Here is a 12,577-nt window from a genome sequence, read left to right on the forward strand (position 1 = left end):
CAGGCACGATGGATAACGAGGTGGAAGCCCGCTCTGAACGCGTTTGCGATCACGTTCGCCGATCGTTGGCCGGGATCGGAAACTTACTGATGGAAATCCGCCGAAACACCGTTAAAGAGATAGACCCTACACTTCTCGCTGCGGCTGCGCTGTTGGGGTATACGTGGTGGTCGTGGAACTCTTCCGCACCACGGCGGGCAGAAGACATGGCTGATGATTATGTGTTGACCCACGGGGGTTTCCGAGCCAATTCTGTTGTATTTGAGCGCTCTCGCCGCCGATCCCACGGCCAAAGGAACGGCGGCGCATCGGGACCCTGCCGATGGGTTGGCTCGAATGGAGGGAAAGGCTGCGGACACAGGGCGGTACCGCGTCGGTTTTGACGGTTCGGCTCGTGCTTGGTTCGTGTGAGGATTACTGCTGCCCGCCGGCCTTCTCGGGTGCGAGGGCACGACTGACGGAGGATCTGCCGACACGGAGTGTCGAAGCTATCGTGTCGAGGCTTTTGCCCTATTCACGCATCGTGCGGGCGAGTTCGGTGCGTTCGGGGGTCATGACGGTGGGCCGGCCGCCGTGTCGACCTTGGCGTCGAGCGGCTTCGAGGCCGGCGTGGGTGCGTTCGACGATCATGCGGCGTTCCATTTGGGCGAGGGCTGCCATGATGTGGAATAAGAATTCGCCGCCTGCGGTGGTTGTGTCGAATCCTTCGGTGAGGGAACGGAATGCGATACCACGTTCGCCGAGGTTGTGGACTGTGTCGATGACGTGGCGGACGGATCGTCCGAGGCGATCAAGTTTCCAGACGACAAGGACATCACCGTCGTGATCGCGTAGGTAGTTCAGGCATTCGGTGAGCTGGGGGCGCTGCGTTGTCGAGCCGGATTCGTAGTCGGTGAAGATGCGGATCGCGCCGGCTTGGCGGAGTGCGTGCTGCTGCAGCTCGGGGTTTTGTTCGAGGGTGGAGACGCGGGCGTATCCGATGATGCTCACAGTCTCGGTCCTTCTGGTCTGCTGCTGTGTTGTGGGATGGTGCGGCTGTTCATGAGTTGGTGGTCGACCTCGGGGCTCCAGTGGGTATGGAACTTGGTGGTGTCGAGGTCAGCAAGTTCGCGCTCCGGAGCGACTGGTGTGGGAGTTGGCCGAACCTGGGTCGACTGTGACTCGTGTTGTGATGCTTCGTCCGGTAGGCCTTTGAGCCCGTCGCAGACCAGGAAGAATACGTCCCGGGTGCCGCGATGTCGGATGTCTGTCAGCACGCTCATCGAAGAAATTGGCGCCCTCACCGCCGGGGCCGGCCCACAATCCGAGCACGTCGCGGTGTCCGTCGAGGCTAACGCCGATCGCGGCATAGATCGGCCGGTTTGCGACCTGACCGCCGGCGGACTTTGACGACGATCGCATCGACGAAAATCGCAGCGTATACCTCGTCGAGCGGTCGGGCAGCCCAGTCCTGTATCTATCTTCGAGCTGAACCACATACTTCGAGAACAGCGGACACTGTCCCCAGCGCTGCGGTCTATGACATCAACTACCCGTGCAGGCCACATTCAAACAGACGGCCAAGCGATGTGGTGCTGAAGAACGATCACGGCAATGCCCGCGAGAGCAGTCGTCGTTGCCAATCCGAGATAAGATCAGGAACAGTCCTGAGTCGACAGCGGCGCCAGGCCTGCCATGAGCCATGCAAGCAGCATCGGCCCCGAACAGATAGGCCGACCAAGACCATGCCCCTGACAGTGAAGTACTCGCAAACCTACAGCGACGCATTGACCGCATTGGCTGCCGTAACCCAACGTCCGGTGAACGTCGTCAACCTCGCCGGGATGTACGCCATCCGCGTCGAGCTGGAATACAACCGCTACGTCGTCGCCACCAACACCCCGCACGGACTCTCGGATGACCCCGAGATCGAAGGCTCCTGGCTGGTGCGAATTTTTCAAACCAACGCCGACGACGCACTGGACGAACTACTCACCGCAGCCACCCAAGTCTGGATCATCGACGCCTTCGATTCTGCTCTCGAACAACTCGAAGCGGACGGCAACAAGATCCTCGCGGACGCAGACTTCGGCGACATCAGTCGCTCCGAAGGAGCAATCGTCTCTCCTACCGGCGAGGGGCTCGGCCTCGTCACTCTCGGCGAAGACGGCGCTCACGCTGAAGCGGTCCCGCCCCACTGAACTGACCGAGACGCGCCTCAAGCAGTGCATTCTGGGCTTCGAGGGAGAGAATCAACCGAACCCCCACCACGTTGACCCCCTCGTCGATCAGTGCGGTGATTCGGTCCAACGTGTTCAGATCCACGTCGCTGTACCGGCGCGTCCCCCCTGCAGTGCGAGTGGGGGCCAAAAGACCGCGCCGCTCATACAGTCGTAGCGTTTGAGGGCCCACTCCAGAAAGCTCCGACATCCCCGAAATCCCATAGACCCCTTGCTGTGAACGCTTGTTCGTCATCGCCACACCTGAGCGAATTCGGCCGACATCATCACGACTCCCTAACTGCATACGCACAAAAATTTAATCTGACCTCCACGATACATATTTTCTTCATTCGCGGAATAAAGTCCGGTAGAGACGTCGGGAGCACGGGGAACTCAGGTAGGCGATATACAGCCCCACGCGCGATCGAAACGGGCGCTGATCAACCGGACGAGATCATCATCGCTGATTGCCGAGTCGCCGAAGGCGATCGAATCCATCGGCATGCCGGCAATAACCGCGTTTCCCACAAGGCCGGTCATCGAACCATCACCACCGAACGCGACGGCGCAACCCGCCGCAACCACCTGCTCGATCACCCACCCACGATCGGACCCGGAGCCGCCGCGATAGCGAAGAAAACCGGATCCCTCATCCCATATCGATACGAACCACTCCACAACTTGCCCCTCCATATCGGCGCGCATAGACGTCCAATCCTTAGACACCAAAGGCGGGTTCTGCCAGCTTCTGCCCCTTCCACTCTGCTTCAATGCCCGCGATCTTCAGAAGACCTCCACACCTCTGGGCCCGCATAGATGGAAGCCCGAACGTGTACTCAGCGGTTATGTGCTCAACACGGATGAGAAAGAAGGGAGCCCTCGGCCGTTGACGGAGAACGAAATCTCCGCAGATCAGGAAACTACGCAACAACCAATGACGCAGCCCCTTTCAATCGGTGGACAGCTCGGCAGCTGTTCATAATCTGTATCCGATGGTATAGATTTTAGAGTGTTGTTGACGTAGGTACGAAGAAAGCACTCACAGAGTCGGGAGCCCGATAATGACGATCGCCGTCTCACCAACTCGGCACAGCGAGATCAGCTTCACCTGCGCGAGCTGGGGTGCAGCGGACGTCGGGCGGCGTATCGCTTCGATGCTTCGAGGCATCCCGCGTGGGCCTTTCATCGATGTCGCGTTGGTGGTCATGGCAGCTGTTGTCCTGGGCCTCACGGTGGGGTGGCTGCTTACCAACGTCGCCGCAGGCTTGGCAATTACGCTCGGCACCGCGGTAGCTTTCCGCTTCGTTCTAGGCACGCTCACTACGTGAGAGACCACAGTTCGCTGCCGCAACTCACCTCGCGACATCGAGCGGCTTCGAAGTCGGCGACATCCCCCGACGCCACCGTCCATCCCAGTCCAGTCCAGGAGGAACTTATGCCATCACGTAATACCGTCATTCGCAGTCTGCACGACCTCGGAGCAGCAGCATGGTTCGGCGGCTCGCTGATGGGGGCAGTCGGTCTTAACGGCGCCGCCGATGCGGTTCGTGACCCCCAGGACCGCGCACGGGTCGCCTCGTTGGGATGGGCGAAATGGGCTCCGGTCAACGCGGCCGCTATCGGTGCTCACCTCGTCGGCGGCGGGGCACTGCTGTATGCGAACAGGGACCGAGCGCAACACCAGGGCGGGGTCAAAGCGAACACGATCACCAAGATCGTTGTCACGGGCGCTGCCCTTGCGGCGACCGCATACAGCGGTGTCCTCGGAGCCAAGATCGCCACAGCAGACGGCGAATACGTCGAGGGTGCTACCGAACCGGCGCCCTCGACCCCCGACGAGGTCACCGCCGCTCAGCGGCAACTGCAGTATGTGCAGTGGGCTCTGCCGGCTCTGACCGGGGCCATCGTCGTTCTGGGAGCGCAGCAGGGCGAGCAGCAACGCCCCGCACAAATTCTCACCGGGCTCGGTTCCACTCTGGCCCGTCGTGTCCGCAAGTGAACCCGCACTGTTTCCCGAACAGACACGATTGATGATGCAAAACAGTGACAGTTCGACGATTACGGTGGAGGACGCTCGACTGCTGCGCGGAGGGCAGGTAATCGGAGTTGACGGCGATGTTATCGGTGTGATCGGGTCGTTGCTTCTCGATCCGATCACAGCGTCACCGCATTGGGTGACTGTGGACTTCGATGACGCTGGGTATGCCTTGGTTCCCCTGACTGGTGCTTATCGTGACGGGCAAAGCCTGCGAGTGCCGTTCACCGGCGCCCAGGTCAGCGCTGCACCGGAGCGGGGACATGTCGATGCTCTAACTCCTGATGACGAACAGGTTTTGCGCAACTACTACGTACAAGTTCGAGCGAGAGGAACTGATCAGAGATGACCGGCGCTGACACCGCTCCGGTCGAGGCGGACCCGGACGACCCTCGCAAACCGCAGTCGCCGACCGAGCTGACGAAATCGTCGTGGCTCTACGTACTGCGCTCGACCGCTCGCCAGTTCTCGCGTGATCAGTGCACTGACCTCGCGGCTGCGTTGACGTATTACGCTGTGCTGTCGCTGTTTCCGGCGATCCTGGCAGTGGTTTCCCTTCTCGGAGTATTCGGCCAAGGTCAGTCGACCGTGGATGCGGTTTTGCAAATTGTCGGCGCCCTCGGTCCATCCTCGGCAGTGGATACCCTGAGGGGACCGATTCAGCAGCTCGTGCAAGCCCCGGCGGCTGGGTTCGCCCTCATCGCCGGTATCGCGGGCGCGCTATGGTCCGCTTCCGGGTATGTCGGAGCGTTCGGGCGTGCGATGAACCGCATGTACGAGGTCAACGAAGGCCGTCCAGTGTGGAAACTTCGGCCGGTGATGCTGCTGGTGACTATCGTCGCGTTGACGTTGATCGGTTGCGCTGCAGCGATGTTGGCGATCAGTGGGCCCGTTGCACGAGCGATCGGCGATGTGATCGGGGCGGGAGACACCGCCTTGACTGTCTGGAATATCGCTCGCTGGCCGGTGGTGCTGGTGTTCGTCGTTCTCGCCGTTGCGATTCTGTATTACGCCACTCCGAACATCCAGCAACCGAAGTTTCGGTGGATCAGCGGCGGCGCCGCCCTGGCCATTGTGGTGTGGATCCTCGCATCGGTCGGTTTCGGGTTTTACGTCGCCAACTTCAGCAGCTACAACAAGACCTACGGCTCCCTCGCCGGCGCGATCGTGTTCCTGCTGTGGTTGTGGATCACCAACCTTGCACTGCTGTTCGGCGCAGAACTCGATTCCGAACTCGAACGCGGACGACAACTTCAAGCCGGGATCGCCGCCGAAGAACAACTCCAACTCCCGCCCAGAGACACTCGCGTCTCGGACAAGAACGCCCAGAAAGACGCCGACGAGGTCGAACGTGGGCGAGAGTTGCGTCAGGCGCACATCTCCGACCACGGTAGCGAAAAGTCCAGGGCTGCTAGTTCTGCCGACCCGTACCCACCGAAACCGGGAGGAACACCGATGAGTGATCCCACACGCGACCACGCTGAGCGCACCCCTACGCCGAACTCCCCCCAAGCGGCGGACTTGTCGACCGTTCAACTCGTCGAGCGACTCACCGAGCAAGTGTCGACACTGGTGCGCACTGAAATCGCCGCCGGACTGGACGAAGTCAAAAACAAAGGCACCCGACTCGGGATCGGGATCGGCATCTCCGGAGCGGGAGCCGTCTTGGCGTTGTTCGGACTCGCAACTCTGATCGCCGCAGCAGTACTCGGACTCGCCACCGTCGTTGCCCCCTGGCTCGCAGCGCTGATCGTCGGCGTTACTGTTCTGATGATCGGCGGAGCGGTGGCCGCGGTGGGCGCAACCCGATCCAAGAAGGCACTACCACCAGTTCCGCAGGACACCGCGGCCAGCGTCAGCGAAGACATCTCCACCATCAAGAAGGGCATCCGATGACCGACAGTCATGACAACCCGTCCGAGAGCATTCCACCTGGGGCGACCGCGTCGACTGACCCGGAGCGGAGCGTGGAAGAACAGCGCGCCGATCTCGCGGACACCGTCGCCGCGCTCGCCGCCAAAGCGGATGTACCCGCGCGGGTGCAGGACAGTGCGAATGCACAGCTGCACGAAGCGAAAGCCTTTGCCAAAGAAAACCCGCAAATCCTCACCGCAGTCTCGCTCGGCATCGCCCTCGTCGCGTTGATCATCTTCCGCCGCAAGCGGTCTCACAGAAGGAGTGATCGATGAGCGCGGTCGTGAAAGCAATCTACAAACCGCTCTCCCTGGCGACGAGCGTGCTCGGCGGTATCGCCGCCGCGTGGTGTTCAAACAGATTTGGAAGCGCGTCGACGACAACGACGCGGCCGCACCGAACCCGAAAGATCTCCACCGTAGTGTCCGAGAAGTATTGATTGCCGCAGTCATTCAAGGGGCATTCTTCGGCCTGGTCAAGGCAGCAGTGGACCGAGCCGGTGCCACCGGTTATCGTGCCTTGACTCACGAAGATCCGGTGTAGACGTTCTCGGTCACCGAGGTTGCCGAAATAAGTGGGTTGACTCTCGGCATCGAAAGATGCGCGGTCGGCGACGATGCCGCGGCCCGGCCTGGTCGATGGAACCAGTCGTGAGGACCGGCTCGCGTGAAGATACGACGCGCCGCACGGCCGGGGGACGCGGACGAACCGACCATCTTGGTGCAGGTGGGCAGACCAACGTTATTACCCGGGCAATAACCGATGTGCACCCTTCTCCGACGCCTTCGGCGTGGAGTACAGGACTGACGAGTCGCTGCGACAACGACAACGACGTCAACCCTCAGGCGTGATCCGGGCACCGCAACTCAGACGGTACGGTCCATCCGCTCGCTGTGAGCCACCGGCGCACCGGGTCCGGAAAACCATCACCACTGTGGGCGGCCTGGGCGAGATCGCCGGCGAGGATTCGGCCCGTCGCCGCACACCGCGCACGCGACATCGAAGGCCGGCGGCGGTAAGTGGCATCTCGACGAGGTCTTCATCAAAATCAACGGCACACTGCATTACTTGTGGCGGGCGGTCGACCAGCACGGGAACGTGCTCGATGTGCTGGTCCAGTCGCGCCGAAACGGCAACGCCGCCAAGCGATTCTTCCGTAAGCTGCTCAAGGGCTTGCAGTATGTGCCGCGGGTGATCGTTACCGACAAGCTGACCAGCTACAGCGTCGCTCACCGCGAGATGCTGGCCTCGGTCGAGCATCGCCGATCCAAGTATTTGAACAATCGGGCCGAGAACTCGCATCAACCCACCAGACAGCGGGAACATGCGATGAAACGGTTCGCATCGGCCCGGCACGCGCAACGTTTCCTGTCCGCGTTTAGTTCGATCTCACCGCATTTCCGGCCCGGTCGGTATCGACTGACCGCGCCCGAATGGCGTGCCGAGATGGCCGACCGTTTCGCGGTCTGGCAGGAAGTCACCGCGGCCGGTGTCGCCGCCTGAAAGTGAACTGCCCCAGCAGTGCCCTGTAACAGAATTCCCCAAACATCCTTCGCCGCTTCACTTTTCGATTAACGTGACAGTGCCCTTGGAATAGTCGTTCAGCTGGCGGGGCGGTCTGTCACTGTGACCGAGATCTGCTGGGTCTCGCCACCGCGGAGCACGGTCAAATCGACTCGATCGCCCGGGTCGAGGGCACGGAGCGCCGCGATGAAGTCCTCCGCCGACTCGATGTCGTGGCCGTTGACCGCGGTGATGACATCGCCCGGCCGGATACCCGCCGTCGCAGCCGGACCGAGCGGGACGACCTCGAGGACGACGGCACCGCTGGTGCGGTCGACTGCCAGTTGTTCGGCGATCTGCGGGCTCAGCGTGCCGGGCTGAATGCCGACGTACGCATGCTGGGCAGTTCCCGAGGCCAGCAGTTGGTCTGCGACGTCGACGACATTCGCCGCGGGGATGGCGAAGCCCAGAGCCACCGCACCCGCCGACGGGGGAATGTAGGCCTGGCTCATCCCCACGACCCGCCCTTGTCCGTCGATCAGGGCACCCCCGGAGTTACCCGGCGAGATCGCGGCGTCGGTCTGGATCAGGTCGACCAGCGGCGCCCCGGTGGAAGCCGACCCGGGGATCTGACGGTGCAATCCTGAGATGATGCCCGAGGTGACCGTGGCCTCGAACCCCAGCGGACTGCCCACGACTACGGCGAGCGCGCCGACCTCTGGCAACGCTGTCTCGAACGTCGCCGCAGTCAGATCCGTGCGGTCCGCTTGAAGGACCGCGACGTCGGTCACACGATCGACGGCCCGCACGTTCGCGGACACCTGTTGCCCGTCCGCGAAGGCCACACTCACCTGCCGGGCACCCTCGACCACGTGGGCGTTGGTGACGACGGTGCCGTCGGTCTTGTAGACGATGCCGCTGCCCACGCCGGACCCGGTAAGCACGGTGACGACCGAGGCCTCCACCTGCCGGACCAGTGCCGGCAGGTCTACGGCAGGTCCCGCTGAGGGCGTCGAGGTGGTGGGAGCCGAGGCGCCGCATCCCGCGAGGAGGAGGACCACGATCGCGACCAGCGGCACCCAGATCGAGGAACGTACGGTCGACGGTACGCGCATCAGCCACCGCCTCCGTGAGGAATCGGTCTCCTACTTGCACCTGCCGCGAGCGGGCCCACCCGATCAACATACCCCCGGCGGCGCCCGAGACCGGTCACCGAACCGCTTCGATGCACCCAGGCAACCGGCATCGACGAACGGCAGCGCGCATGCTCCACCACTGAGAGCCAAGATGCTTCGTATCTTGTTGCGCTGCCAACTTTTTCATACAATTCTAATCTGGAGCGTCTCCGATTCGGTTGCCGCCCAGTGGAATCCGGTGGGCATGGCTCCAGTGGATGGATAAACCGACCGTTCGGAAAATGGATTTCTCCCGCCGGTTTCTCTCGGCGCCAGGAACTTGTCGTTCCGCCATCGAGCACCTGCTCCTGTACGTGAGCATGAAGGAACGGCTATTGCCAGCGTGTCAGCGACTGTACTGTCATTGCGGAATTCGCTTCCCGCTTTCGACTTGTGCGGGCCTTGCCACTCACCGCGTCGGCTGCGAAGATGACTGCATCGGGAGTTCTACTCGTGGACGCACCGCAGTAGTGGCCGGTACCCGGAGTTGCGTGTACCGGTCGCCTCGAGCGGGTTCCGGCGGACATCTATGCCCAGGGCAGGTATGGACGCCATTGCGCCTCTATTGTCGACGCCCGATAGGCGAATTTGCGTCGACCCCCGACAAGGGTTTGCGTCGACCCCCGACAAGGGTTTGCGTCGACCCCCGACAAGGGTTAGCGTCATTTCAGTGATTGCAAGCCAGGACTGTCGATACGCGAATTGTGTTGACCGCCCGAAGGCGGATGAAGAACTCGCATTGCGGTTGGGCCGTTCGTGAGCCCAACCGGTTGACCGACGGCCGGGCCGTACCGGTACGCACAGGCTCGGCGAAACCCCACAACATCGACGCCGAGGGGGCGTAATGTCAGAGTCCAGTGGCGGAACCTCCGCCGTAAGTCCACACCCACCTGCTCGCCAGGTGATTGCGACATTCGACACCTATGCCGACGCCGAGAGCGCCGTCGACTACCTCTCCGACCAGCATTTCACGGTAGACAAACTGGCCATCGTCGGTCGCGACATCGAGCTGGTCGAGCAGATCGTCGGCCGATTGAACTACGGCTGGGCCGCTCTGCGCGGCGCCGCCGCGGGCGCGCTGACGGGTGCGCTGTTCGGCTGGATCTTCGGGTTACTCGCTTGGGTTCAGCCGCTGCTCACGGGCCTCGCGCTCGCCTTCTACGGGTTGGTATTCGGTGCCGTTGTGGGCGCTCTGCTCGGCCTGCTCATGTATGCGCTGCAGGGCGGCCGGCGCGACTTCACCTCAATCCAGTCATTACAACCACGTCACTACGAAGTCCTCGCCGATGTCGAGGTCGCGGACGAAGCCGTCCGCTTGCTCACCGGCCGGACCGATCGAAAGGAATGAGTCATGACAACTGCTGTAGGCATCGACCTGGGCACCACCAACTCGGTCATCGCAAGCTGGCAAGGCGGCGAGCCGGTGGTGATCTCCAATGTGGAGGGAGCGCGGACGACGCCTTCGGTGGTGGCGTTCACCGAGAACGGTGAGCGCCTGGTGGGCCAGCTTGCCCGACGGCAGGCGATCTTGAATCCGAAGGGCACGATCTACTCGGCGAAACGCTTCATCGGACGTCACTACGACGAGATCTCCGAGGAGGCCAAAGCGGTCAGCTTCGACGTCGTGCCGGGTGACAACGGTGAGGCCCGATTCGACGTGCGGGGAAAGAAGTACGCGCCGGAGGAGATCAGTGCCCTCGTGCTGCGCAAGCTCGTCGACGACGCGAGCAAGTTCCTCGGTGAGAAGGTCAAGGAAGCGGTCATCACCGTTCCGGCCTACTTCAACGACGCGCAGCGCAACGCCACCAAAGACGCCGGCCGGATCGCTGGCCTCGAGGTTCTGCGGATCATCAACGAGCCGACCGCTGCGGCACTCGCGTACGGCATGGACAAACAGACCCACGAAACCGTACTGGTCTTCGACCTCGGCGGCGGCACCTTCGATGTGAGTCTGCTCGATGTCGGCGAGGGAGTGGTCGAGGTTCGTTCCACGGCCGGCGACTCCCACCTCGGCGGCGACGACTTCGACCGACGCCTGGTGGACTACCTCGCCGACGAATTCCAGCGTGCGGAGAATATCGATCTGCGCAAGGATGCGCAGGCATTGCAGCGCCTCTTCGAGGCCGCGGAGAAAGCCAAGGTCGAGTTGTCCTCGGTGACACAGGCCCAGGTAAACCTGCCTTTCGTCACCGCTGACGCGAACGGTCCCAAGCACCTCACCACCACGATCATGCGATCGAAGTTCGAGGATTTGACGGCGGATCTGGTGGAACGCTGCCTCGACCCCGTGAAGCAGGCGATGAGTGACGCCAAGGTCACCGCCAACGACATCGACGAGGTGATCCTGGTCGGTGGTTCGACACGTATTCCGGCGGTGCAGGCGCTGGTTCGCCGGCTCACCGGCGGCAAGGACCCCCACATGGGCGTCAACCCGGACGAGGTCGTGGCGCTCGGTGCCGCAGTCCAGGCGGGCGTGCTCAAAGGCGAGGTTTCCGATGTGTTGTTGCTCGATGTCACCCCGCTGTCCCTCGGCGTCGAGACGCAGGGCGGGGTGATGACCAAGATCATCGAGCGCAACACGACGATCCCGGCCCGGCGCAGCGAAGTGTTCTCCACGGCGGAAGACAATCAGTCCGCCGTGGACGTCGTGGTGTTGCAGGGCGAACGCGAACGGGCTGCCGACAACCGGGTGCTCGGCCGGTTCCGGCTGGAAGACATCCGCCCCGCGCCACGTGGCGAGGCCCAAGTCGAAGTCACTTTCGATATCGACGCCAACGGCATCCTCAACGTCACCGCCCGCGACAAGGACACCGGCAAGGAGCAGAGCATCACGATCAGTGAGCAGGGCAACCTGGACCAGAGTGACGTCGAGCGCATGCTGGCAGAGGCCGAACGGAACCGGGGTGAGGACGAGGCGCTGCGCAAGGCGGTCGACGCACGCAACGCGCTCGATTCGGTTGCCTATCAAGTGGAACGGCGACTCGCCGAACTCGGTGACAGTGCCCCGCCGCACGACAAGGCGCGGGCCGAGATGCTGATCGCCGACGCCAGGAAGGCGGTCAAAGACGGTGCTTCACCCGCGGAGGTTCAGCCACTCACCTCGGAGCTGCAACAGCTGCTCTACGGACTTGTGCCGGACCAGTCGGACGACGGCCAAGCAGGCGGCGCAGAGGCTGCGTCGTCGGATGACGACGACGTGATCGACGCCGAATTCGATCGAAGCTGAGGCACACGATGGAAAGGTCTGCAGATCATTCGACGACCGAGCCGGCTACCGACGGTACCGACGGGGATCAGACCGAGACGGCGCCTGATCGCACCGACACGGGGGCCGAGTTGGCTCAACTCGAGGATCGTTGGCGCAGGGCCGTCGCAGATCTGGACAACCTGCGCAAGCGATATGCCAAGGATCTGGATCGTGAACGCGCCGCGGAAGTAGCGAAGGTTTCGGCGGCGTGGCTGCCGATACTGGACAACTTGGAGCTTGCGCTGGCCCATGCGGGCAGCGATCCGCAGGCCGTCGTCGAGGGTGTGAAGGCGATCCGGGATCAGGCGGTACAGGTGCTCTCACGGTTCGGCTTCGAGCGCCACGACGAGGTCGGTGTGCCGTTCTCCCCGGAACTCCACGAAGTGGTCAGTGTGGTAACCCGACCCGACCTTCCGTCCGGGACCGTGGTCGAGGTCTTGCGCCCGGGTTATGGAGAGGACGGGCGACAGTTGCGGCCCGCCGCGGTGGTCGTCAGCCGCCC

The 12,577-nt window shown here is 62.7% G+C and carries 12 protein-coding genes and 4 pseudogenes; 11 read left to right on the forward strand and 5 right to left on the reverse strand.

Annotated features, from left to right (window positions below; all coding sequences use genetic code 11):
* Positions 1-414: 414 nt before the first annotated feature.
* Together G8767_RS34075 and G8767_RS34080 are read right to left on the reverse strand one after the other, a co-directional pair.
* A pseudogene (locus tag G8767_RS34075) lies at positions 415-990 on the reverse strand (recombinase family protein).
* Between the two features lie 188 nt (positions 991-1,178).
* Positions 1,179-1,438, reverse strand: a pseudogene (locus tag G8767_RS34080) (transposase); the annotation flags it as partial.
* A 286-nt stretch (positions 1,439-1,724) separates the two neighbouring features.
* Between G8767_RS34080 and G8767_RS34085 the strand changes: the two are divergent.
* Complete coding sequence (locus G8767_RS34085) at positions 1,725-2,180, forward strand: hypothetical protein (RefSeq protein ID WP_149357455.1); 456 nt, start codon at positions 1,725-1,727, stop codon at positions 2,178-2,180.
* Here G8767_RS34085 and G8767_RS34090 read toward each other — a convergent pair.
* Both G8767_RS34090 and G8767_RS34095 read right to left on the reverse strand, forming a co-directional pair.
* Positions 2,131-2,454 (reverse strand): MerR family transcriptional regulator, encoded by a 324-nt coding sequence (locus G8767_RS34090; protein WP_073513721.1) that lies wholly within the window; start codon positions 2,452-2,454, stop codon positions 2,131-2,133. The two genes, G8767_RS34085 and G8767_RS34090, sit on opposite strands and share 50 nt — an antisense overlap.
* A gap of 140 nt (positions 2,455-2,594) precedes the next feature.
* Positions 2,595-2,906, reverse strand: a complete 312-nt coding sequence (locus G8767_RS34095) for a hypothetical protein (protein WP_125053497.1) — start codon at positions 2,904-2,906, stop codon at positions 2,595-2,597.
* A gap of 356 nt (positions 2,907-3,262) precedes the next feature.
* Here G8767_RS34095 and G8767_RS34100 point away from each other — a divergent pair, with 356 nt between their 5' ends.
* From G8767_RS34100 to G8767_RS34130, 7 genes and pseudogenes are all read left to right on the forward strand, one after another.
* Positions 3,263-3,529 carry a hypothetical protein gene (locus G8767_RS34100; protein WP_037130799.1) on the forward strand — a complete coding sequence of 89 codons (267 nt, stop codon included), beginning with the start codon at positions 3,263-3,265 and terminating at the stop codon, positions 3,527-3,529.
* A 107-nt stretch (positions 3,530-3,636) separates the two neighbouring features.
* Positions 3,637-4,200 (forward strand): hypothetical protein, encoded by a 564-nt coding sequence (locus tag G8767_RS34105; RefSeq protein ID WP_003943350.1) that lies wholly within the window; start codon positions 3,637-3,639, stop codon positions 4,198-4,200.
* Positions 4,201-4,231: 31 nt separating this feature from the next.
* Positions 4,232-4,585, forward strand: coding sequence for a hypothetical protein (locus tag G8767_RS34110; protein WP_003943367.1), 354 nt, complete (start codon positions 4,232-4,234; stop codon positions 4,583-4,585).
* Positions 4,582-6,132, forward strand: a complete 1,551-nt coding sequence (locus G8767_RS34115) for a YhjD/YihY/BrkB family envelope integrity protein (protein ID WP_149357457.1) — start codon at positions 4,582-4,584, stop codon at positions 6,130-6,132. Before G8767_RS34110 ends, G8767_RS34115 begins: the two co-directional genes overlap by 4 nt.
* Positions 6,133-6,203: 71 nt before the next feature.
* Complete coding sequence (locus G8767_RS34120) at positions 6,204-6,425, forward strand: DUF3618 domain-containing protein (protein WP_003943397.1); 222 nt, start codon at positions 6,204-6,206, stop codon at positions 6,423-6,425.
* Positions 6,422-6,693, forward strand: a pseudogene (locus tag G8767_RS34125) (DUF4235 domain-containing protein). Before G8767_RS34120 ends, G8767_RS34125 begins: the two are co-directional and overlap by 4 nt.
* Positions 6,694-7,161: 468 nt before the next feature.
* Positions 7,162-7,653: pseudogene (locus tag G8767_RS34130) on the forward strand (IS6 family transposase); the annotation flags it as partial.
* Between the two features lie 98 nt (positions 7,654-7,751).
* Here the strand turns inward: G8767_RS34130 and G8767_RS34135 are convergent.
* Positions 7,752-8,768 carry a trypsin-like peptidase domain-containing protein gene (locus G8767_RS34135; RefSeq protein ID WP_019288211.1) on the reverse strand — a complete coding sequence of 339 codons (1,017 nt, stop codon included), beginning with the start codon at positions 8,766-8,768 and terminating at the stop codon, positions 7,752-7,754.
* 904 nt (positions 8,769-9,672) lie between these two features.
* Here G8767_RS34135 and G8767_RS34140 point away from each other — a divergent pair.
* The 3 genes from G8767_RS34140 to G8767_RS34150 form a co-directional block, all read left to right on the forward strand.
* Positions 9,673-10,176 carry a general stress protein gene (locus G8767_RS34140; protein ID WP_003942657.1) on the forward strand — a complete coding sequence of 168 codons (504 nt, stop codon included), beginning with the start codon at positions 9,673-9,675 and terminating at the stop codon, positions 10,174-10,176.
* Positions 10,177-10,179: 3 nt separating this feature from the next.
* Positions 10,180-12,054 carry a molecular chaperone DnaK gene (dnaK, locus tag G8767_RS34145; RefSeq protein ID WP_166814126.1) on the forward strand — a complete coding sequence of 625 codons (1,875 nt, stop codon included), beginning with the start codon at positions 10,180-10,182 and terminating at the stop codon, positions 12,052-12,054.
* Positions 12,055-12,062: 8 nt separating this feature from the next.
* On the forward strand, positions 12,063-12,577 hold a 515-nt coding region (locus G8767_RS34150), incomplete at its 3' end, for a nucleotide exchange factor GrpE (protein WP_166814128.1).

It is taken from the genome of Rhodococcus sp. IC4_135 (genome assembly GCF_011602025.1).
Taxonomy (GTDB): domain Bacteria; phylum Actinomycetota; class Actinomycetes; order Mycobacteriales; family Mycobacteriaceae; genus Rhodococcus_F; species Rhodococcus_F baikonurensis.